This window comes from Acinetobacter sp. UBA6720 (genome assembly GCF_002454215.1).
Taxonomy (GTDB): domain Bacteria; phylum Pseudomonadota; class Gammaproteobacteria; order Pseudomonadales; family Moraxellaceae; genus Acinetobacter.
The window spans coordinates 1-18,516 of record NZ_DKIK01000003.1 but is presented as its reverse complement, the minus strand read 5'-3'; the positions used below and the strand labels follow the sequence as shown (position 1 = coordinate 18,516).

The 18,516-nt window shown below is 42.8% G+C and carries 21 protein-coding genes; 18 read left to right on the top strand and 3 right to left on the bottom strand.

The features are described 5' to 3' along the window. Window positions 1–16: 16 nt before the first annotated feature. Window positions 17–694 (top strand): TetR family transcriptional regulator, encoded by a 678-nt coding sequence (locus tag B4F08_RS00305; protein WP_291372346.1) that lies wholly within the window; start codon window positions 17–19, stop codon window positions 692–694. A 109-nt stretch (window positions 695–803) separates the two neighbouring features. Then, on the top strand, window positions 804–2,441 hold the full coding sequence (locus tag B4F08_RS00300) for a PglL family O-oligosaccharyltransferase (protein WP_291372344.1): 1,638 nt from the start codon (window positions 804–806) through the stop codon (window positions 2,439–2,441). Window positions 2,442–2,507: 66 nt separating this feature from the next. Here B4F08_RS00300 and B4F08_RS00295 read toward each other — a convergent pair whose 3' ends face one another. After that, entirely contained in the window at window positions 2,508–3,125 is a 618-nt protein-coding gene (locus tag B4F08_RS00295; protein ID WP_086210730.1) for a thiol:disulfide interchange protein DsbA/DsbL, read from the bottom strand. 180 nt (window positions 3,126–3,305) lie between these two features. Between B4F08_RS00295 and ubiG the strand changes: the two genes are divergently transcribed. The 14 genes from ubiG (at window position 3,306) to B4F08_RS00225 (ending at window position 15,247) form a co-directional block, all read left to right on the top strand. Next, the gene (gene ubiG / locus B4F08_RS00290) at window positions 3,306–4,022 is read left to right on the top strand and encodes a bifunctional 2-polyprenyl-6-hydroxyphenol methylase/3-demethylubiquinol 3-O-methyltransferase UbiG (RefSeq protein ID WP_110974474.1); all 717 of its coding nucleotides are present in this window, start codon (window positions 3,306–3,308) and stop codon (window positions 4,020–4,022) included. Further along, window positions 4,019–4,714, top strand: coding sequence for an HAD family hydrolase (locus B4F08_RS00285; protein ID WP_119064521.1), 696 nt, complete (start codon window positions 4,019–4,021; stop codon window positions 4,712–4,714). The genes ubiG and B4F08_RS00285 overlap by 4 nt, the downstream gene beginning before the upstream one ends. Before the next feature lie 36 nt (window positions 4,715–4,750). Further along, window positions 4,751–5,497 carry a YciK family oxidoreductase gene (locus B4F08_RS00280; RefSeq protein ID WP_110974420.1) on the top strand — a complete coding sequence of 249 codons (747 nt, stop codon included), beginning with the start codon at window positions 4,751–4,753 and terminating at the stop codon, window positions 5,495–5,497. Between the two features lie 152 nt (window positions 5,498–5,649). Continuing rightward, window positions 5,650–6,069 carry a hypothetical protein gene (locus tag B4F08_RS00275; RefSeq protein WP_119064523.1) on the top strand — a complete coding sequence of 140 codons (420 nt, stop codon included), beginning with the start codon at window positions 5,650–5,652 and terminating at the stop codon, window positions 6,067–6,069. Window positions 6,070–6,219: 150 nt separating this feature from the next. Continuing rightward, window positions 6,220–6,375, top strand: coding sequence for a hypothetical protein (locus B4F08_RS00270; RefSeq protein WP_291372338.1), 156 nt, complete (start codon window positions 6,220–6,222; stop codon window positions 6,373–6,375). A 245-nt stretch (window positions 6,376–6,620) separates the two neighbouring features. Then, complete coding sequence (locus tag B4F08_RS00265; protein WP_291372336.1) at window positions 6,621–7,004, top strand: RcnB family protein; 384 nt, start codon at window positions 6,621–6,623, stop codon at window positions 7,002–7,004. A 295-nt stretch (window positions 7,005–7,299) separates the two neighbouring features. Beyond that, window positions 7,300–7,656, top strand: coding sequence for an RcnB family protein (locus B4F08_RS00260; RefSeq protein ID WP_291372334.1), 357 nt, complete (start codon window positions 7,300–7,302; stop codon window positions 7,654–7,656). A 125-nt stretch (window positions 7,657–7,781) separates the two neighbouring features. Continuing rightward, window positions 7,782–9,134: an amino-acid N-acetyltransferase gene (gene argA, locus B4F08_RS00255; protein WP_291372332.1), complete on the top strand. Its 1,353-nt coding sequence runs from the start codon at window positions 7,782–7,784 to the stop codon at window positions 9,132–9,134. A 330-nt stretch (window positions 9,135–9,464) separates the two neighbouring features. Further along, the gene (locus B4F08_RS00250; protein ID WP_291372330.1) at window positions 9,465–10,424 is read left to right on the top strand and encodes a sulfonate ABC transporter substrate-binding protein; all 960 of its coding nucleotides are present in this window, start codon (window positions 9,465–9,467) and stop codon (window positions 10,422–10,424) included. Window positions 10,425–10,440: 16 nt separating this feature from the next. Next, entirely contained in the window at window positions 10,441–11,436 is a 996-nt protein-coding gene (locus tag B4F08_RS00245; RefSeq protein WP_110974414.1) for an aliphatic sulfonate ABC transporter substrate-binding protein, read from the top strand. 26 nt (window positions 11,437–11,462) lie between these two features. Continuing rightward, complete coding sequence (ssuD, locus tag B4F08_RS00240; RefSeq protein WP_291372326.1) at window positions 11,463–12,638, top strand: FMNH2-dependent alkanesulfonate monooxygenase; 1,176 nt, start codon at window positions 11,463–11,465, stop codon at window positions 12,636–12,638. Next, window positions 12,638–13,453, top strand: coding sequence for an aliphatic sulfonate ABC transporter permease SsuC (ssuC, locus tag B4F08_RS00235; protein WP_110974412.1), 816 nt, complete (start codon window positions 12,638–12,640; stop codon window positions 13,451–13,453). Before ssuD ends, ssuC begins: the two co-directional genes overlap by 1 nt. A gap of 10 nt (window positions 13,454–13,463) precedes the next feature. Next, complete coding sequence (locus B4F08_RS00230) at window positions 13,464–14,264, top strand: ABC transporter ATP-binding protein (protein WP_110974411.1); 801 nt, start codon at window positions 13,464–13,466, stop codon at window positions 14,262–14,264. A 344-nt stretch (window positions 14,265–14,608) separates the two neighbouring features. Further along, window positions 14,609–15,247 (top strand): TetR/AcrR family transcriptional regulator, encoded by a 639-nt coding sequence (locus tag B4F08_RS00225; RefSeq protein WP_110974410.1) that lies wholly within the window; start codon window positions 14,609–14,611, stop codon window positions 15,245–15,247. 60 nt (window positions 15,248–15,307) lie between these two features. On the opposite strand, the gene B4F08_RS00220 is transcribed toward B4F08_RS00225, so the two are convergent. Beyond that, window positions 15,308–15,868 carry a 5'-nucleosidase gene (locus B4F08_RS00220; protein ID WP_110974409.1) on the bottom strand — a complete coding sequence of 187 codons (561 nt, stop codon included), beginning with the start codon at window positions 15,866–15,868 and terminating at the stop codon, window positions 15,308–15,310. A 134-nt stretch (window positions 15,869–16,002) separates the two neighbouring features. After that, window positions 16,003–17,133 (bottom strand): TDT family transporter, encoded by a 1,131-nt coding sequence (locus tag B4F08_RS00215; protein WP_291372321.1) that lies wholly within the window; start codon window positions 17,131–17,133, stop codon window positions 16,003–16,005. A gap of 205 nt (window positions 17,134–17,338) precedes the next feature. Here B4F08_RS00215 and ribF point away from each other — a divergent pair, with 205 nt between their 5' ends. Further along, window positions 17,339–18,340 carry a bifunctional riboflavin kinase/FAD synthetase gene (gene ribF, locus B4F08_RS00210; protein ID WP_110974407.1) on the top strand — a complete coding sequence of 334 codons (1,002 nt, stop codon included), beginning with the start codon at window positions 17,339–17,341 and terminating at the stop codon, window positions 18,338–18,340. A 65-nt stretch (window positions 18,341–18,405) separates the two neighbouring features. Next, window positions 18,406–18,516 (top strand): hypothetical protein (locus tag B4F08_RS17235; RefSeq protein WP_414632428.1); only part of this gene is annotated, 111 nt, incomplete at its 3' end.

Genomic DNA, 18,516 nt, shown 5'->3' with positions numbered 1-18,516 from the left:
GCTTGAGGCCACATCTATGTCGATTCGTGAAGAGCGCAAACAACAAAGTCGCCAAGCATTGCTCAATGCAGCCTTACAGCTCAGCACCTCTGGTCGTTCCTTTAGTCAGATCAGTCTCCGTGAAGTTACCCGTCAAGTCGGTTTAGTGCCAACCGCCTTTTATCGACACTTTAGTGATTTGGATGAACTAGGGCTTGAACTGGTCGACCAAGCTGCCTTACATATCAAAAATGTGCTGACCCAATTAGGTCAAAGCTATGTTTACCGCCCACATGCAACCATTGAGCACAGCCTCGATTTATTCTTTGATGCCGTTGAGCAACACCCCGAACAATGGATCTTTCTCATCGGCGAGCGTTGGGGAGGCTCAACATTGGTTCGTAAAGCCATCGAACGAGAGATCACGTTTTTAATCGACGACTTTGCCTATGCTCTCACCCGTATTGAAAGTATGCAGCATATCCGCGATTCAAAAGACCTTAACGTTTTAGCCAATATTCTAATGAACGCCTCTTTTAACTGGGCCATGCGCTGGATGGGTTTTAGCCGAGATGTACCATCAGTACAATTACAACAGCAACAACATGACTTTAAAATGCAAACAGTGGTACAGATTCAACTCATGTTTCGTGGTATTTCCAATTGGCATCGACCAGCAATACAAACAGAACAAGCCAACCCGACACTGCATTAAACTCCAGCTAGAATGATGTTTTAATACATTACAAATTTTTTAACACTGTTTGCTCAAACTTAGACGCTTTTTCACTATCATAGAGCCAGTTTTTTCATCTGTACCTCTTATGCGTTTTTTTCTTTTTTTAGCTGCCAGTGTATGTATGGCCTTAGCATGGCTTTTGCCCATTCATTATCGACCATGGGTCACTTATACAGGTGAGCTGTTTGCCTTTTTGTCATTATTTACGCTTTCTGCACTGTTTCTAAAAGAAAAAATTTTATTCCCCAAGATCACACTACCTCTATTGCTCTTAAGCCTTGTACCCTTTATACAGTACGGCTTTGGTGAGCTGTTCTTTTTCAGCAAAGCGTTGATGTGTGGCCTATACATTTTTGCCTTTTGGCTCAGTATTGTTTTAGGTTTTAACCTCAGTCAAAGACCGCTCGCGCATGAACAATTGTTTGCAGGTTTAAGTACGGTTTTTTGGTTGGTTGGTGTGATCACTGCTCTGATTGCCATCTGCCAATGGCTCAATATTGAACAGAAAATACCGGGGATGACCATATTAAAAGGTGACCGCCCGTATGCCAACTTCGCTCAGCCGAATAATATGGCAAGCTTCTTAATTCTGTCCTTACTGGGTACTCTTTACTTATTTGAGAAGAAAAAATTCAATACTCTTCTTCTCTGCACTAGTGCCGTACTGATGTTGTTTGCTGTCGCACTGAGTCAATCTCGCACATCATGGGTCGCGAGTATTTGTGTACTACTGTATTTACTCTATCAACAATACAGAGGCACACTACAACTCAAATGGTATAGTGCTCTTGCATGGTTTGTGCTCTTTGTTTCTTTAATTGTGTTAACTCCTCAGCTCAATCAGTTGTTGGCTCAACTTTCTAATGTTGATGTCACACAAACTCGCGATGTCGTTGCTCGAGCAACCAAGGGGGATATGTCACGTCTTGCCATTTGGCAGCAAATGCTACATGCAATCGCAGAACGCCCTTGGTTTGGCTATGGTTGGCATCAAACCAGTGTCGCTTACACATTGATTAGTGATCAGTTCCAAGGTCCAGTTTGGGTGAAAAGTGCGCACAACTTCATTCTCGACTTCATTTTATGGAATGGTCTACTGATTGCAGTTCCATTTTTTGCTTACATAAGCTATTGGGGTTATCAACTACAAAAGCATGCAACTTCATCCGAATCTGTGGTGGGTTTGCTCATGGTAGGGGCTGTACTCATTCATGCGATGCTCGAATTTCCTTTATTCTATGCCTATTTCTTGTTGCCGCTCGGCTTTATTCTCGGGATTATTCAAGCCCAGCAAAAAGTAAAAACATGGACCGTAGCAAGTTATGTTATGCCAGTGGTATTTACAGCCTGTGTGATCTTGGTCGGACTCATTATCCGTGATTATGAACTGATGGTGCCGAAGCTGAATCAAGCCTCTCGCTATGAAAAAACACCTGAAAAATTCACCAATCACGATCAAATTTTACTGCTGTCTGAGTTTAACCGTCGTATCGAATGGATTCAGTTAAATCCGTATAGTAAAGTCAGCCCTGAGCAAATTCGGGACTATGAGGAAATGGTGTTGAACTATCCGATTCCTTATGATTTAACCAAGTTTGCTAAACTCTTGGCTTTCAATGGCTATGAGGCTGAGGCTCGTCACCAACTTTGGCGCTTAAAAACTTTAAGAAAAATTGATCTGCGTTATGAGGATTTATTACAGCCTGCATCAAGTGTGCAATAAATTTTGTCACCCTATAAAAAAAGCCTGCATCAGCAGGCTTTTTTTATAGGGCGAGCTATACGCTCATTATTTTGCCGCACGTTCTTTTTCGATGAGATATTCTACAACTTGCACAACTTTCTCATTTTCGCCTTGAACAATGTACTTACCATTGACTGTGACCGCAGGGACACCACTCAGTTGATAACGTTTCGCTAAATCTTGCGCTTGAGCAATTTTTGAAGTGATCGCAAAAGACTTATACGTACTATTAAATTTCGCTTCAGGAATACCAAATTGAGTATAGAACTTAGCTAAAGCAGGTTGTTCTAAAATTGGCTGGTTTTGATCATGAATCGCATGGAATAACATAAGGTGTGTCTTCTTGCGCACACCTAAAGCTTCAGACACATAATAAGCTCGAGCACCCTGCTCCCAAAGTGGATTCATCGCTGCTGGTGTACGTACAAAACGTACATCTTTAGGTAATTTCTTTAACCAAGTCTGCATGTGCGGTTCAAGTTTAAAGCAGTGTGGGCAGCCATACCAGAAGAACTCACGCACTTCAATTTTTCCAGGTACTTCGACCTGTACTGGCGTTGGTACCACAGTATAGTCCTGACCTGCTACAAAGTTTGCAGCCAAAGCACTACCAGAAATAGCGAAAACAGCGGTTGCTAGTCCACTCAAAAGGAGTTTTTTCATTGAACTTATTGTCCTCAAAATCATTATGATAAGTTTATGCAAATACTATAAATCAAATATGCCAAATTCGTTTTCATTCTGTGAACTTTTTTCAGGCTTTTATCGCTTTTTCCAGAATAAACGCTACACTAGGCCCTATTGAATTTTTTTAAATATTACAACCTGATTGAGGTGACGATGATGTCGCAACTGAATGTTGATCCACAAGAAATTGCCAAATTTGAAGCATTTGCTGCCATATGGTGGGATCAGCACTCGGAGTTCCGTCCTTTACATATGATCAATCCATTACGCTTAAACTGGATTGATGAGCATGCTGGTGGACTCAGTGGGAAAAAAGTCCTTGATGTCGGCTGTGGTGGCGGCATTTTGGCTGAAAGTATGGCACGTCGTGGTGCAGATGTTCTTGGTATTGATATGGGCGAAGCCCCACTGAATGTGGCACGTTTACATGCAGAGCAAGAAGGCGTTAAGCATATCGAGTATCGCCAAGTTCCAGTTGAACAGCTCGCAGAAGAACACGCGGGACAATACGATGTCGTGACCTGCATGGAAATGCTGGAACACGTACCTAATCCAGCTTCAATCATTGAAGCCTGCCATAAACTGGTTAAACCAGGTGGTCATGTGTTCTTTTCAACCATCAACCGTAATCCTAAAGCCTATCTGTTTGCCATTATTGGTGCTGAATATGTACTGCGTATGTTAGCGAGAGGCACCCATGATTATCATAAATTCATTAAACCATCAGAGCTTGCACATGATATTCGCGGTGCTGGACTCAAACTAAAAGACATGACGGGTTTACATTACAATCCATTGACCAAACGCTATTGGTTAGCGCCGAATGTCGACGTCAACTATATGGTCTACACTGTCAAAGAAGGTGCTGCATGAAAGCCGTCTTATTCGACCTTGACGGCACACTGATCGACACGGCTGCCGACTTTATTCGCATTATTCAAAACATGTGCCGTGAAAAAGGTGTTGCTGTGGTCGATGCAAACCTGATCCGTAGCCAAGTCTCTGAAGGCGCACGGGCTATGGTGAAATTGGTTTATCCCGAACTGGAAGTCGAAGACCCAATTTTTCTGGCACATCGTCAGCGTTTTTTAGACACCTATGGGGCGGATATTGCGGTAGATACCGACCTGTTTACTGGCATGTATCCGCTACTTGAAAAACTTGAAAACCAAGAAATTCCATGGGGCATTGTCACCAATAAACCACGTTGGCTCAGTGAAGCATTATTAGACGCGCTGGATTTGACAAAACGCTGCGCTGTTTTGGTCTGCCCAGAGGATGTCAGCAAAACCAAGCCTGATCCTGAACCAATGTATTTGGCAGCCCAACAGATTGCGATTGCACCTGAAAACTGTATTTACGTCGGGGATCATCCACGTGATATAGATGCAGGCCGTAACGCGCAGATGTACACCATTTTGGCCGCTTATGGTTATTTACCATTCGCGCACAAAGATGACTTAACAGCTTGGCAAGCAGATTGTATAGTGAAGAATGTAGCTGAGTTAGATGAGGTCATTCAGTCCCTGGTCAACCAGACATCAAAAGCAAGCTCACTGACTTGATCACAATTAAAAAATCACAATAACGAGGAGGTAATGATGAAATATTCAGAATATCAACCTCGCCCCGATCTACTCAAAGATCGTATCATCTTAATTACAGGTGCGGGCGATGGTATTGGTCGTGCTGCTGCATTAAGTTATGCCCTACACGGCGCAACCGTGGTGCTGCATGGGCGTACCTTAAATAAGCTCGAAGTCATTTATGATGAAATTGAAGGCTTAGGTGCGCCGCAACCTGCAATCTTACCCTTGCAGCTATCAAGTGCCTCTCCTCGTGACTATGAATTATTGGTCGACACCCTAGAACGTCAGTTTGGGCGCTTAGATGGTATTTTGCATAATGCAGGTATTTTAGGTGAGCGTACTGAACTGGAAAATTATCCTGTCGATGTTTGGGATGACGTGATGGCGGTCAACTTACGTGCGCCATTCGTTATGACTCAAGAATTAATGCCCCTCCTGAAAAAATCTGAGCATGCCTCTGTGGTTTTTGCCAGCTCAGGTGTCGGGCGCGAAACGCGTGAACGTTGGGGCGCATATTCCGTGTCTAAGATCGCGATTGAAGCGGTCAGTCAACTGTTCGCCAAAGAAAATACCGCACCGAATATCCGCTTTAACTGTATCAATCCGGGGGCGACCCGCACAGCGATGCGTGCCAAAGCCTATCCTGATGAAGATCCAAAAACATTGCCCACACCTGAAAATATCATGCCTGCCTATCTGTACTTGATGGGCGATGACAGTTTGCATATGAATGGTCAAAGTATTGATGCACAAGACTAAAATCGTTCATTTAAAAGGAAGCTTCGGCTTCCTTTTTTATGCATCAAACTTTGGCTTTGTGTTCATATAGAATGTTTTAGACTTTGGCAGCGCTTGTCTTTTCCCAATTTTTGCGGATACTGATGTCCAATTCTATTTGCTAAGAGCATACCATGACGGACTTGAGCAACATCACCGTACAACCCACTGAAGATGGGATGGTGAGTCTATTGATTGACCAACAACCGATTTCAGAAAAATATGGAATGAAGTTTGAAGCCAGTATTGTCAAAGAACTGCAAGCACTGGAAAATGGTGCGACTCTGAAACTCTTTGATCAGTTTGTTTTTGCCCATACCGACTTAAACTTTGAACATAGCTACCACTATGTCACCGTGATTGCAAAAAACGACGACCAATATCAAACGAAGAAAAATTTTGTTTATAGGATTAAAATTGAAGGTCAGCCCGACATTGAGCATGCCATTCGTAAAAATGGTGAAGCAATGACCGCAGCCGATGTACATGAATTTATCCAAGCCCATGTACAGAAGTCGTTGAGTGATTATACCGACCTCAACTACGCTTATTAGGCCGAACCAGCCAAGTTGCATTTTTAACTTGGCTCTTCCTCTACTTTAAATCGTATTTTTAAATTATTTTAATAAAAATATTCGGTTTTTAAGATTCAAATTTCCTATTTATCATTCTGATTTATCAAGAATTGAAAATAAGGATGCAGCATGACTGATGTACAACGTAAACATGACACCATTCGTCATATCCACAATCTACAACTGCCTGAAAGCTTAATTTCGGCTTTGGATGATGCAGTTCAAGCCGAATCCGTTGTAAACGCGATTTTTTCATTGCAAAATCTGACCAAGCAATGGTATTAAATAATCGCCTTTGCTTTCTTTAACAAGGTCAAGCGATGCAATACCACAATGCAGAAAAACAGAAATATTTGACCGATTACTTTAGACTTTGAATCAATTGGTGATTTAATTAACGGTCAAAATTAGGCATAATCTTCTTAATATCTCTGCATTTGTTAATAAATGCCCAATTTATCTTCACAGTTTCTCTGCATTTTTTTCGTACATTATAGGAAAGAGTGAAATTACCCTAATGAGGATTCAACATGAAAAAGATTTTGACAGTATTGGCAATCTCTTTCAGTGCTTTGATGGCAAGTAGTTTCAGTACTGCTGCCCCTCAGTTTGACAACGACCATCCACGCTTTGGCAATGAATCACGTGGTCGAGACTTTCGTGGTTCAGATGACGATGATCAACAAGACCGTCGACGTATGCGTGAAGAACGGGGTGTCAAACGTTTGCAACAGCATAAATGGCAACAAGGTTATGTGATGCCACAGCATTACCGTGGTAATGGTTATAAGGTCGAATACAAAGAGCATAATCTCCCTAAACCAAACCGTAACCAACAATGGTACAAAATTAATAATGACTACATCTTAGTCGATGCGGATAGCAACAATATTTTGCGTATCATGGGACTTTAATCTCCTCGTTGATCTTGCACCGTAAATCCACTATTTAAACCTGAATCATCATATTTTTATTCGCTTTCACACAATTTTAGACTAGGGTCTAGAGATGATAGTGAAGCGGAGTATAAAAGATGTTTTTCAGGTTTTTTTATGTCTAAAACCCTGTAATGGACAATATTTCAAAGAAATAACAATCTCCTCAGTCTCTTCATACATTTCACAATTCACCTAAATAGCCCTCACGCTTTCTCTAGAGTTGTTCGCTAATTTTGAATCATCGAAACAAGATAAATACTGGATGAAAGCAATGAAAAAAATTCTGACTGTAATCACCCTCTCTTTAGGTGCACTCATAACAACATCTGCCATGGCAGCACCTCAGGATTATAATCGCTCTCATGATCATGACTCGCGTTGGGATCAACGTAATGACCACCGCTCTAATACAAACGACCGCTATAAAAACAGCCGTGTCAACCCGAGCCGAGACTGGCGCTCAGGTCAATATCTTCCCCGAAGTTATGATTCATCACGTTATCATGTCAGTAACCGCGAAGCGCGTCGCCTACCCAACACAGGGCGTTACCAACAGTGGTACAAAATCAATGGCGACTATATCCTCGTCAATGAGCGTAATAACCGTATTCTCCGCATTATTAACTAATCAGCCATTCATTTCGGCAAGCCAATCAAACACCTGATCTTTGCATCAGGTGTTTTTCTATTTAAGACTTCCCCTTCTGCATTTTTTGATTAAAATCATGCTAAGCAGTTCATTTTGAGACAGGCATGCACGCAAATTCCATCGAAACACATCACAGTACAACTTTGCAGTATGTGCATTGGTTTCGACATTCTGCGCCTTATATCAATGCTCACCGCAATAAAACCTTTGTAATCATGTTTGATGGTGAAGCCGTTCAGCATGATAACTTTCAACATATTATTCACGATATTGCCTTACTGCATTCACTCGGGATTCGTCTGATCTTGGTGCATGGCGCACGTCCGCAAATTAACCACAATCTAAAACAAAGCCAGCTACAGACACCATTTCATCAACATCGCCGCGTGACCACGCGAGAATCCCTAAGTTGCGTGATGAACGCGGTAGGCTCAATTCGTTTGCAAATTGAAGCCTTACTGTCGATGGGGTTGGCCAACTCACCGATGTATGGTGCACGCATTGATGTGGTTTCAGGGAATTTTGTTACAGCCAAGCCCTATGGCATTCGCGATGGGGTCGATTTTCAGTTAACAGGTGAAGTCCGTACGGTCGATACCGATGCCATTCAACGCCATTTGGATAACCACAATATTGTGCTACTCGGGCCAACTGGCTACTCCACCACAGGCGAAGTATTCAACCTGCTGGCAGAAGAAGTGGCAACCCGTACGGCGATTCATCTTAAAGCAGACAAGTTGATTTTCTTGGGCAAGCAACATGGTCTGCTCAATGAACATGGTCAGTTGCAACGCGAAATTTCTCCACACAAACTCGATGCACAAATTGAGAAATATCAAGACTCTAATCCAGACATTGCCTTACATTTACGTGGTGCCAAAAAGGCCTCGACGCATGGCGTACATCGGGTCCATCTCATTTCCTATGCTTATGATGGTGCCTTGGTTGAAGAGCTCTTCACGCGGGATGGCTCAGGCACCATGATTACCGATGCCCATTATGAAGAAGTCCGTATGGCCAACATTCAGGATGTCGGCGGGCTGATTAACCTATTACGTCCGCTTGAAGAAGAAGGTATCTTGGTGTATCGCTCACGTGAACGTCTCGAAAACGAAATTGATCAATTTGCCGTGATTGAACGTGATGGCATGATCTTGGCCTGTGCTGCCCTCTACCCACTACCAGCGGCGGAAGGTGAAATACACAGTGCTGAAATTGCGTGTGTTGCAGTCGATCCGAGTTATCGCAAATCTAATCGCGGCAGCCAAATTTTGCATTATCTCGAAGGTAAAGCCCGCAGTATGGGGATTCAGCAGTTGTTTGTACTGACCACACGTACTGCACATTGGTTCTTAGAACATGGCTTTGAAACGGCCAATGTCGATGAACTTCCCAATGCCCGCCAAGCCTTATACAACTATCAGCGCAACTCACTGGTCTTTAAAAAGCCACTTTAAGTGGCTTTTGCAGGATTATGGATATCTTTATTTCTCATATCTTTATCGAGAAAATACCACCCCAATCGCTCAAGTCCATATAGCGTGAAAGACTAAGCTTATTCAAAAAATAAAAATGCGTTTTAAATAATAAATATCAATAAGTTAATCTTAATAAAATTTATATTTTATGTTTTTTATATTGCTCATTTTCACATAAGTTTTGCACTTTTGTTTTTATCTTTTTTTTTCATGTCTAAAGCCTGATTTCTTATTTTTTCTGAAAAGAAAAGCCCTTTAGCGTATGTGTTCACCAACTCACCACTTTATTTATTTGGAGTTAAGAAACACATGAGCACCTCTCAAGCAAAGTTCTGGATCAAAACAAGCGTTCTTGCTGCAACAGTCGCGGGTGCCATGATGTTATCTGGATGTGGAAAAAAAGAGGCTGAAACCGTCACACTGAATATTGGCTTTCAAAAATATGGCATTTTGCCAATCGTCAAAGAGCGAGGCACTTTAGAAACGGCGCTTAAAGCACAAAATGTCCAAGTCAAATGGGTTGAGTTTCCCGCAGGTCCACAGCTCCTCGAAGGTTTAAATGTCGGCAGTGTGGTCTTTGGTGAAGCAGGTGAAGCCCCTCCAATTTTCGCTCAAGCCGCGAACGCTAACTTGGTTTATATTGCCAACCAACCAGCAGCACCCAAAGCAGAAGCACTGATCGTACAAAAAGATTCGAAAATTCAAAGCATTCAAGACCTAAAAGGTAAGCGGATCGCACTCAACAAAGGTTCAAATGTGCATTACCTGCTACTTAAAGTATTAGAAGCGAATAACCTCAAACTTTCTGATATTGAAGCAGTGTATCTACCCCCATCAGATGCACGTGCTGCGTTTGAACGAGGTGCAGTCGATGCATGGGTCATTTGGGATCCCTTCTTTGCGGCCGCTGAACATCAAATTTCGGCACGTGTGATTGCTACTGGAGAAAACTTGGTGAGTAATCATCAGTTCTATTTGGCCGATCGTAAGTTTGCGGAAGCTCACCCAGAAGTCTTAAAAACAGTCGTGAAAGAATTAAATACCACAACACAGTGGGTTAAACAAAATCAACAACAAGCTGCCCAATTGCTAGAAAAACCAACGGGCTTGTCTTTAGACATTTTACAAAGCTCGATTGGTCGTATGGGCTTTGGCGTTCAACCCATTTCAGCCGAAGTCGCAAAAAAACAGCAGTACGTTGCCGATGCTTTCTATCAACAAAAACTCATTCCAAACAAGCTGAATATTGACGCTGCCATTATTAAATAAAAATATAGAGATCATTATGAAAACACTGAAAACAGTTTCTAGTATTGGCATCGTCAGCTTGAGTCTTGGACTCGGGGCATGCCAAAAGCAAGACACAGCAGCACCGAACACGCCAGAAAAACAGGCAGCAGCTCCAGTTAAAACACTGTCGATTGGCTACCAAAAGTCGTCTTTGAACCTATTGGTCGCGCGTGAGCAAAAGTTATTTGAGCAGCAATTTCCTCAAGCCAAAATTGAATGGAAAGAATTTCCTGCTGGTCCACAAATGTTAGAAGCATTATCCGTTGGTGCTGTCGATTTTGGTGCTGTGGGCAATACCCCACCGATCTTTGCCCAAGCTGCTGACAAAGCACTCAGTTATGTCGGCTACGAACAAGTACCCGCTAACTCTCAAGCCCTGTTAATTCCTAAAAATAGTAGCATTGGTTCAATTCAAGCCTTAAAAGGCAAACGCATTGCCGTTCAGCGTGGCTCAAGCGCGCATGAGTTGTTGGCGAAAATCTTACAAAAAGCAGGACTCAGCTGGCAGGACATTCAACCAATTTGGCTCCCCCCTGCGGATGCACGTGCCGCGTTTGATAAACAATCCATTGATGCATGGGCCATTTGGGAACCCTACCTCAGTGCAGCAGAACAAGATGCACATGCCAAAGTTTTGATTGATGGCACAGCATTTCCACAAACCTATTCTTTTTATATTGGCAATCCAAAATTTATTCAGGCCTATCCTGAAGCGACTGCTCAATTCATCCACGGCTTGAATCAGGCCGATCAATGGGTGCTGAAAAACCAAGTACAAGCACTTTCGGTCTATACCCAAAGTACGGGTTTACAGCCCTCTATTGCTCAACGGGTCATCGACAAACGTCTGAAACCTTCTCCGATTCAAACCCTGACGCCTGAAGTGGTACAAGCCCAACAACAGATTGCCGATTTGTTCCAACAAGTCCAGCTCATTCCGAAACACATTCAAGTTCAAAGTACCGTTTGGGTTGCACCGAGCAAACCTTAAACGACTCTATCTAAGGATTTTTAAAAATGAAAATTTTCTGGTTTATCCCAACTCACGGTGACAGTCGCTACTTAGGTACCAGCAAAGGTGCTCGTCAAGTGGACCATGCTTATATGAAACAGATTGCGGTTGCCGTGGATAATTTAGGTTATGAAGGTGTACTGATTCCAACGGGTCGTTCATGTGAAGATCCATGGTTGACCGCAGCCAGTCTGATTGATGCCACAAAAAAATTAAAATTCTTGGTTGCATTACGTCCAGGCGTGACCACGCCGGCACTGGCTGCACGGATGGCAGCCACCTTTGACCGTCTCTCCAATGGTCGGGTTTTATTGAACTTGGTGACAGGTGGCGATGAAAAAGAACTGCAAGGCGATGGTGTTTATGAAGACCACTCGACTCGCTATAAAACCGCCAATGAATACGTCAAGATTTGGCGTGAGATTTTAACCCGCTCCCATACAGGTGAAAGCTTTACCTTTCACGGCGAACGTCTAAACGTAGATGATGCCAAACTGCTGTATCCGCCTGTACAACAACCCTACCCTCCACTTTGGTTTGGCGGTTCATCGGATGATGCCATCGAGTTGGCGACGGATCAGGTTGACACGTATCTGACATGGGGAGAACCTCCTGCGGCAGTCAAAGCAAAAATTGACACTGTACGTGCCAAAGCCGAGGCCAAAGGCCGTACGCTCAACTATGGTATCCGTCTGCATGTGATTGTACGTGAAACCAATGAACAAGCATGGCAAGCGGCAGAAGAGCTCATTCAATATGTCGATGATGCCACCATTGCTGCAGCACAGGCAAAATTTAAGAGCATGGACTCGGTCGGCCAACGTCGCATGGCCGAACTACACAATGGTGACCGCAGTAAACTTGAAGTATCTCCCAACCTTTGGGCTGGTGTAGGACTGGTTCGTGGGGGTGCAGGTACGGCATTGGTCGGTGACCCTGAAACAGTTGCAGCGCGTATTCAAGAATATGCTGACTTGGGCATCAGTACCTTTATTTTCTCAGGCTATCCACATCTTGAAGAGTCGATTCGTTTTGCCGAGTTAGTGTTCCCACTCCTGCCACTTGAAACTCAAGCAAAGTTAGCACAACCAAATTTAACAGGTCCCTTTGGTGAGATTGTGGCAAACAACTACACACCTGATGAAAACAAAAAAACAAAAGCGATTCAGGAGCCTGCCTAATGTCCAAAATCGTTTCAGTGCAAACCCTCCAGCAGGAAAAGGTTTCACGTGGAACCCAGTTGGGGCAGCTATTGCTGCCTTGGCTCTTTCCTATCGGCTTAATTGTGCTTTGGCAAATTGCTTCTAGCACAGGACTCTTAGAAAGTCGCATTTTACCTGCACCTACTGCAGTAGTTAGCGCTTTCTGGCACCTGCTACTGAGTGGTGAACTATGGAAGCATGTGCAAGTCAGTGCAGGCCGTGCCTTACTCGGCTTATTGGTGGGTGGCGGTTTAGGGCTATTTCTGGGTTTGTTAAATGGTTCATCGAAAATGGCGTCCACCCTGCTCGACACCACTCTACAGATGATCCGAAATATTCCCGCACTGGCACTTATTCCATTGGTGATTTTGTGGTTCGGGATTGATGAAAGCGCCAAGCTGTTCTTGGTTGCGGTCGGGGTGTTTTTCCCCATTTACATCAACACCTATCACGGCATACGTTCAGTAGATCCGCAACTGATTGAAATGGGGAAAAGCTATGGCTTGACCCGTTGGCAACTGTATAAAGAAATTATTTTACCCGGCGCGATGCCCTCTATTTTGGTTGGTCTGCGCTTTTCACTGGGTTTGGTGTGGGTGTTATTGATCGTTGCCGAAACCATTTCTGCACAAGCGGGCATTGGTTATATGACCATGAATGCACGTGAATTTTTACAAACTGACATCGTCTTGGTGGGGATTTTACTGTATGCCCTACTTGGAAAACTGGCTGATGTACTGGCCGTCACATTAGAAAAATACCTGCTGCGTTGGCATGCAGGATACCAAAAATAAGGAGTCTGAGATGACTGATTTAAGCCTTGGTCGCCATGCCACTATTACATCGCAGCCAAATCATAATCAAGACATTAACCCTCAAGCGGTGCTTGGGGCCGAAATTATTATTGAACAACTGCATAAGTTTTATGGTTCAGTTAAAGTTCTTGAAGACTTAGACCTGCATATTCAGCCAGGTGAGTTTTTAGCCATTGTCGGACGTAGTGGTTGTGGTAAAAGTACGCTACTGCGTCTGATTGCCAACTTAGAACAACAAAGCTATGGTGAAATTAAGTTTAAATCCGCGCGACACCTCCGCGAAGGGATTACCGCAGACGATATACGGGTCATGTTTCAAGATCCACGTTTACTGCCATGGCGCTCTATAGAAAAAAATGTGCAACTGGGCTTAGCCAAAGAACAACATGCCAATGCCTCTAGTCTGTTGGAAAAAGTCGGGCTTAAAGACAAAGCGGGGCTTTGGCCTTCGCAGCTCTCTGGGGGACAACGCCAACGCACTGCCTTAGCACGGGCTTTATCCCATAAGCCACGGATTTTACTGTTGGATGAACCTTTAGGTGCATTGGATGCCCTCACTCGCTTGGACATGCAGAATTTGATTGAAAAATTATGGACGGAACAAGGTTTTACCGCCATCTTAGTTACGCATGATGTCAGCGAAGCCGTTCAACTGGCAGATCGAATTATTTTGTTAGACCGTGGTCATATTGCCAAAGAGTTTCAAGTCAACCTACCCCGTCCCCGGGTCAAAGATGTCGCTTTTAACTCACTTGAACAGCAAGTATTAAATGCCGTTCTGGCCACCTAACTTTATTCAATATCCTTAGCATGGCGCTAAGGATCTTTTTGCACAGGCGTGAAAATATGAGACGCTCATGTATTTCAAACACTTACATATTTAAAAAGTGAAATTTCACGTTATTTTTACAAAACACCCCTGAAAAAAATCTATTCTTTCGTGTCTGTGATACAAAATAGTTTTTACATAATGATATTTTATTGGACAAGTTTTAGAATTTATCGCAATTTATTAGTCAATCTACAGAATAAATGATCATTATTCAAAAAATTAAATTTCCACTTTGTGCACAAGTCTGATGATTTGCCGTACAATTTGTCCTTCCCCCTTTTTATTGTTTTTTAAATTAGCGAATGGAACAGAAAAAGAGTACTCAAAAACGCCACCAGCTGCTGAATGCTGCACTAGATGTCTTTTCACTCTATGGTTTTAATGGAGCGAGTTTAGATGAGATCGCACAGATTGCTGAGATGCACAAATCGAATATTTTCTATTACTATGAAAATAAAGAAGCTTTGTACGTTGAAGTTTTAACGACGGTTCTGCAAAAGTGGTTAGCGCCACTGCAAATGCTAGAAGCGGACTTAGAGCCAGAAGAAGCGATCACCAACTACTTATTGCAAAAGATTGAGGTTTCTCGGACTCAACCTAAAGCCTCACGCTTATTTGCGCTAGAAGTCATTCAAGGTGCTCCACATATTCTGGAAATCCTCAAAGGGCCTCTAAAGAAATTGGTCAAACGTAAAGCTAAAGTGATTAGCAATTGGCAAGAACAAGGCAAAATTTCAAAAGCAATTGATCCTGAATTGCTCATTTTGAATATTTGGGCTTTGACACAAAACTATGCTGACTTTGCCACACAAATGGAAATGGTGACAGGTAAAACCCTACGTAACCGTAGTATGCAACAGCGTGTAATTCAACACACTGTACATATGATGTTATATGGTGTGATCCCAAGAACTCCGTCTGACTTATTCAAACCTGAATAGTTTTGGCATACGACCATAGCACTCTATGGTCGCCAAATTTAAAAAGACAAAATCAAAGCCTCAGATACTTTCAAATAATCTCAATAATTTCTGAGCGCCCAATAGTAGATTGTCTTCCCAATCCAAATGAGCAGTGTCGTTAGCTCCATCTGAAATATATTTAACTGAAATCAGACGTACATCGAGCTTTTTACAAACCTTTGCCAAGGCATAACCTTCCATATCCACCAAGTCGCACGCGACTTTGGGTGTTCCTGTTTCAAAGCTATCGCCAGTCCCACAGATACCTGTGCGTAACTGCTGAAAAAAAGGCTCCAAATGAATTTCAGCGGGGTCCATGCTGTCAAATGGTGTAAAGCCGACCGCAAAACCGAGTGGTGAAACATCCATATCACGCTGTACAAATTGAGAAACTTCGATCAGCTCATGCTGATCAAAATAACTACTGCCTGCGGTACCTAAATTAATCAGGGTTTTACAACCTGTTTTTTGAATCACTTCAAATGCTTTATAGGCCGCGTTGACTTTACCCACACCACTGTAATGAACTTCAATCCCTGCTTGTTCAAATAATCCTTTGGATTCATTCGGCAAAGCCATGATCAGTGCAACATCTGACATAACATACTCAAATAACAGACTTCATTCAGCCCATTAGAAAGCAAATCTATCCGAAAGAAAAGTAGTTTAAACACCACGACCCAAAATCGTATCTAGCATTTTGATCTAAGTAAAAAATAGCATTTTCACTGACTTTAATGCTGTTCCAAATAGGCTTTTAAACAGGGTGAAAAAAACAAATGACCTTGATAAAAACCATGCGCGGTTTTGCTTGCAACTAAACACCAAAGTATCAGCAGAATGGCAGCAAAGGCATAGCCAACAGCGTAGAGGAAAGCTAAATTCAATTGCTGCGCTAAATTAAGAATTGCGAGGGTGTACACGCCCAACGGAAATGTCAGTCCCCACCAGCCGAGGTTAAAAGGTAATTCCTGTTTGGCATGGTGTAAAGTGGTCATCACAGCAATGCCTAACCACCATAACCCAAAACCGAGCAGAATGAGACTACCGAAAATTCCTGCATATTGAAAAAGCTGGCCCATTTCAACCAAATCTATGCTCACCAAAACTGTCGGTGCTTGCTGTCCTAAAATCAATAAAGCCAAAGCCCCCGTACCGATTGGCCCCAAAGCCAACCAACTGCTGACTGCCAGCTCTTTTTCGGGTAGTTTATGTAAGACTAAACGCAACATTAAAATCGTTAAAATAGCAAAAGCAGGTAAAACAGAAATACCCCAAAGGACATAGCTAGCCAATAAAATCGCAACAGCATGACCATCTGTTGGCAAATGCCCCAGCAATAGACCGCCACTGCTGGCTGCAACCTCACAGGCCACGATCGGCAACAACCAAACTGCTGTCATATTGCTCAAACTATGTTGCTGACGCTGATACATGACAAAAGGAACACCCCATGCCACCAATAGTGCAAGGAGCACGTCTACGTACCAAAGGCTCTTAGCGACATGAACCGCAATATCTCCATAAATCGGCTGCCCATACTTTAAACAGCCATTGAGGATGGTGGCCAGCGCCATCGGTATCGTACCTAAAAATAGGCTCATCATCGGATGCTGAAAAATCTGTTTAGCTTCATGCGGATAAAATACCCAACGCAGTCCATAAAGCACAGTAAAAAGTACAAAAAGCGCAATATTGAGACACCAAAGCGTTGTGCCGAACGACCATGTGAATGACTTTAAAATCGGAAACTCTGATACAATAAGCGCCACCACACCTGTTCCCATACTGACAGTAAACCAGTTGGGGGTAAATTGACGGATCAGATTTTGCCGCTGTCCAAGTTGTGTAAATGGTTTTTGCATGAGTTGGTCCTCATTAGAAACTACATTTATACTAACCAAAACTATAAATAAGAAAAATTGATTAATTTACATTAAATAAATCAATTAAAATGATATATGTGAACTTTCTACGAAATTTTGCATTGTCAAAAAACAACCACAAGACGAATGCCCAAGAATATGGCAATATATAAGCCGTTATTTATTCTAAGCACTTGATTTGCCCATGAAGCTGCTCCGTCTACATGCTTTGCCCTCACACTCTGAATTAGAAAAAACCGTTGTCACCATCGGTAATTTTGACGGGGTGCATTTGGGTCATCAAGCCATGATTCATCAGCTCAAAGCCGTTGCAAAACAACACAACCTAAAAACAGTGGTGATGATTTTTGAACCTCAACCACTTGAATTTTTTAAAGCTTATGATGCTCCACCGAGGATTTCATCCTTACGTGAAAAAGTCGAATATTTAACTGAGCTAGGTGTGGACTATATTGCAGTTGCTAAATTTGACAATAGCTTCCGGAGTTTAAGTGCCGAAGCATTTGCCGATATTTTAAAAGACAAACTCAATGCCCAAAGTTTGGTTTTAGGCGATGATTTCCACTTTGGTAAAAATCGCCAAGGCAATAGTGAATTTCTTAAAAATTATGGTTTTCAAGTGCATAATCTTGAAACCGTCCTCGCAGAAGGTGAACGCGTCAGTTCAACCCGGATTCGCCAAACTCTTGCAGCAGGGGATTTGGCACTCGCAGCACAATTATTAGGCCGACCTTATAGCATTACAGGTCGAGTGCAGTATGGCGACCAAATTGGTCGAACCCTAGATTTTCCAACCATTAATGTGCGTTTAAACCGTCACAAACCTTGTTTAAACGGCATTTATGGTGTCGATGTGATTTGTGAAACCACATCTCTACGCGACAAAGTCAAAGCAGACCAACCTGAACGGTTGGGCATTGCTGGATATGAACCTTCTGCACTTTTTGGCGCAGGTCATGTTGGAACACGGCCAGCCATTCAGCAAGATCATCCTGAATGGCGATTAGAAGTACATTTCCCTGATGTTTCTGCTAATCTGTATGGCTTATTAATGCGGGTCACCTTCTTAAACTATTTACATGGTGAAAAGAATTACCCTTCGCTGGAAGCACTAAAAGCAGGAATTGATGATGATGTGGTGAAACTGCTTGAGTTTCGTCAAAACACCCCAACATTTCCCTTTTAAATACCCAATCAATTTTATGTAAAACGCGTCAGTCTAAAAGCTGATTAAATTGGAAGAAAACTTGCATGAGCGACAAGCAAACTACTGAAAATGCAGTGGATTATAAAGCCACACTTAACCTCCCAGGTACCGATTTTGCCATGAAAGCAAATCTTGCGGTGCGTGAAGCAAAATGG

Coding starts and splice junctions, on each gene's coding strand:
- B4F08_RS00270 (WP_291372338.1), top strand. CDS start 6,220: ATGACTGATGTACAACGTAAACATGACACCATTCGTCATATCCACAAT.
- B4F08_RS00300 (WP_291372344.1), top strand. CDS start 804: ATGCGTTTTTTTCTTTTTTTAGCTGCCAGTGTATGTATGGCCTTAGCA.
- ssuC (WP_110974412.1), top strand. CDS start 12,638: ATGTCCAAAATCGTTTCAGTGCAAACCCTCCAGCAGGAAAAGGTTTCA.
- ubiG (WP_110974474.1), top strand. CDS start 3,306: ATGTCGCAACTGAATGTTGATCCACAAGAAATTGCCAAATTTGAAGCA.
- B4F08_RS00220 (WP_110974409.1), bottom strand. CDS start 15,868: ATGTCAGATGTTGCACTGATCATGGCTTTGCCGAATGAATCCAAAGGA.
- ssuD (WP_291372326.1), top strand. CDS start 11,463: ATGAAAATTTTCTGGTTTATCCCAACTCACGGTGACAGTCGCTACTTA.
- argA (WP_291372332.1), top strand. CDS start 7,782: ATGCACGCAAATTCCATCGAAACACATCACAGTACAACTTTGCAGTAT.
- B4F08_RS00225 (WP_110974410.1), top strand. CDS start 14,609: ATGGAACAGAAAAAGAGTACTCAAAAACGCCACCAGCTGCTGAATGCT.
- B4F08_RS00275 (WP_119064523.1), top strand. CDS start 5,650: ATGACGGACTTGAGCAACATCACCGTACAACCCACTGAAGATGGGATG.
- B4F08_RS00305 (WP_291372346.1), top strand. CDS start 17: ATGTCGATTCGTGAAGAGCGCAAACAACAAAGTCGCCAAGCATTGCTC.
- B4F08_RS00260 (WP_291372334.1), top strand. CDS start 7,300: ATGAAAAAAATTCTGACTGTAATCACCCTCTCTTTAGGTGCACTCATA.
- ribF (WP_110974407.1), top strand. CDS start 17,339: ATGAAGCTGCTCCGTCTACATGCTTTGCCCTCACACTCTGAATTAGAA.
- B4F08_RS00215 (WP_291372321.1), bottom strand. CDS start 17,133: ATGCAAAAACCATTTACACAACTTGGACAGCGGCAAAATCTGATCCGT.
- B4F08_RS00285 (WP_119064521.1), top strand. CDS start 4,019: ATGAAAGCCGTCTTATTCGACCTTGACGGCACACTGATCGACACGGCT.
- B4F08_RS00295 (WP_086210730.1), bottom strand. CDS start 3,125: ATGAAAAAACTCCTTTTGAGTGGACTAGCAACCGCTGTTTTCGCTATT.
- B4F08_RS00250 (WP_291372330.1), top strand. CDS start 9,465: ATGAGCACCTCTCAAGCAAAGTTCTGGATCAAAACAAGCGTTCTTGCT.
- B4F08_RS00265 (WP_291372336.1), top strand. CDS start 6,621: ATGAAAAAGATTTTGACAGTATTGGCAATCTCTTTCAGTGCTTTGATG.
- B4F08_RS00245 (WP_110974414.1), top strand. CDS start 10,441: ATGAAAACACTGAAAACAGTTTCTAGTATTGGCATCGTCAGCTTGAGT.
- B4F08_RS00280 (WP_110974420.1), top strand. CDS start 4,751: ATGAAATATTCAGAATATCAACCTCGCCCCGATCTACTCAAAGATCGT.
- B4F08_RS00230 (WP_110974411.1), top strand. CDS start 13,464: ATGACTGATTTAAGCCTTGGTCGCCATGCCACTATTACATCGCAGCCA.